The organism is Pseudomonas sp. PS01303, assembly GCF_029959385.1.
GTDB classification, from domain to species: Bacteria; Pseudomonadota; Gammaproteobacteria; order Pseudomonadales; family Pseudomonadaceae; genus Aquipseudomonas; species Aquipseudomonas rustica.
The window spans coordinates 1-2,327 of record NZ_JASCPK010000296.1; the positions used below are offsets into that span (position 1 = coordinate 1).

The 2,327-nt window shown below is 57.6% G+C and carries 2 protein-coding genes; both read right to left on the reverse strand.

Features of this window, described 5'->3' with window-relative positions:
- Positions 1–264 precede the first annotated feature (264 nt).
- Complete coding sequence (locus QMX93_RS30585) at positions 265–522, reverse strand: DUF1652 domain-containing protein (protein WP_053121368.1); 258 nt, start codon at positions 520–522, stop codon at positions 265–267.
- A gap of 135 nt (positions 523–657) precedes the next feature.
- Positions 658–2,148, reverse strand: coding sequence for a helix-turn-helix transcriptional regulator (locus QMX93_RS30590; RefSeq protein ID WP_282359323.1), 1,491 nt, complete (start codon positions 2,146–2,148; stop codon positions 658–660).
- Positions 2,149–2,327: the final 179 nt, after the last annotated feature.

Here is a 2,327-nt window from a genome sequence, read left to right on the forward strand (position 1 = left end):
GGAAAGCATCGAGAGGAGGTGCAGCGAAGCAAACCGTAGGCGATGCCCCCGGATGAACCCGGAGCGAAGGAACCCGAGCCTTAGCGAGGGCCGGACGTCAGGGCACAGACCTTTGGTTCCTTTGGGGCGTTTGCCAAAGGGACTCGCCGTAAGGGCGAAACCATAATCAGCAACCCCCGCAGCAACGGATATGTACCTCAAAGCCAAATAATCAAAAGATCAAAAGATCAAAAGATCGCAGCCTTCGGCAGCTCCTACACGGGCTCAGGCCAAGTCGGGATCTCGAGACGAGCGCAAAGAATTACTCTCCAACTCATAACGCAATTCCTCAATCAACCCCGCCACCGACTCCGCCGTGCGCAACACATCCAGTTTCAACCCACTGACAACCAGATCCACCTGCCCAGACACCGGGTGATAAAGCTTCACCGTCAGCGAATGATCACCATCCACCAGACACTCACACGCCAGCGGCGAAAAACTCTGCTCAAGCTGAGCGCGCAACTGCGCAAGATTCATCATTGAGGCTTTTCCTTTAGCTACTTCGAAGGGACACGGTCACGCCAAAAAAGACACGCACCGCACCCCACCAGACTAAGAACCACCCGCCCCCACCAGAACCTCAATTTGCACCGGATCAACTAGTGCATTTGCACCCTAACGCTGCCCGCGCCATTCCCCCGAAAACAACCCGCGCTCGCGCGCCCAGACAATCGCCTCACTGCGACTATGAACATCCAGCTTCGAATACACCGTCGCCACATGATTGCGCACGGTATTCGGCGCCAGCTTCAGCCGCGCGGCGATCTCCTTGTCCGCCAGTCCCTCACAAATCAGCCCCAACACATCCCGCTCCCGCGCCGTCAGGTCGGTAAACGACACACTCGGCAATTGCGGCGAATTGACCTTCTTCACATTCGCCAGCTTCTCGATCAGCGTACGACTGAACCACGAAGCATCCTTCATCACCTCTTCAATCGCCGCCACCAGTTCAAGCTCGGTACGCTTGCGCTCGGTGATGTCCATCAGCACCAGCAAATAGCACGGCACATCATGAATATTCACGGTGTCGGCCGACAGCGCACACTCGAGCAAATCGGCATCTTTGGTACGCACTCGCACGTCCACCCGATCCACCCGGCCGCTGTTCTCAAGCGCCGCGAGCAGACGAGACCGCGCACCGTTGTCATCGATAAAACCAATCTGCGTCACGCTTTTACCGAGCACATCGTCCCCGTCAAAAGCCAGGGTATCGAGAAACGCCTGATTGACGTCGAGCACCCGCTGCTCCTCCGCCGTGCAGATCAGAATCGGCACCGGCGTCAGGCGAAACGCTTTGGCAAAACGCTCCTCACTCTGACGCAGCGCCACCTCGGCCTTGTGCCGCAGCTCCATGTCGACAAAGGAAAACAGCATGCAATCTTCGTCGTTGAGCACCAGCGGTTGCCCGGCGACGATCACCTGCTTGCTGCTGCCATCGGGCAAGCGCAATTCAGCCTGCATCTGCGGAATGGTCTCGACATCGCGCAGGCGCTGAATGGCCAGATCGCGTTTTTCTGCCTGCTCGTAGATGTCGATTTCATAAGCTGAGGTGCCGATCACCTGCTCGCGGGTATAACCGGTCATCTCCAGAAACCCCGGATTGACCTTGATATAGCGCAAGTCGCTGATTCGGCAGATCACCGCCGGCGCCGGGTTGGCATTGAAGGTTTTTTCGAAACGCTGCTCAGCGTTGGCCCAGTCGGTGACGTCGCTCATGATCAGCACCAGCGACTCAGGCTGCCCTTCGCGATCGGTAAGGATCATGCTGCGCACGCTGTGTACCCAGACGCGTTCCGGGTCATCCGCCGCATTCACTTCGATCAGCACATCATTGAACGCCTCGCAGCGGGCCACGCGACTGATCGGATAATTCTCGGGCGCCAACGTGTGGTTGTTGCGATAACGCAGGTTGAAACGCTGCGCGTACTCGGCGGCGTTGTGGCCCAGCTCACCGATCCGGCTGACGCCATGCATGGCCAGCGCGGCCTCGTTGGCCCAGAGGATGCTCTGATCCCGCTCCAGCAGAATTACCCCGTCGGATAATCCGGCGATGATTTGCTGCAACTGGCGGCGATTGGTTTCGGTGGTCAGGACTTCCTGGCTCATTGGATCTCCACAAGTGATGCGCCATGTGAAGAGTACGACCGCAGCCACACGTGATCGTGCACCTCTATTCACACACGACACATCCCCCTGTAGGAGCTGCCGAAGGCTGCGATCTTTTGATCCTGTTTTTTAAAAGCAACATCAAAAGATCGCAGCCTTCGGCAGCTCCTACAGGGGTT

What these genes read in the sequence shown, in the direction of transcription:
- QMX93_RS30585 (WP_053121368.1), bottom strand. Translation starts at nt 522, where the DNA reads ATGATGAATCTTGCGCAGTTGCGCGCTCAGCTTGAGCAGAGTTTTTCG.
- QMX93_RS30590 (WP_282359323.1), bottom strand. Translation starts at nt 2,148, where the DNA reads ATGAGCCAGGAAGTCCTGACCACCGAAACCAATCGCCGCCAGTTGCAG.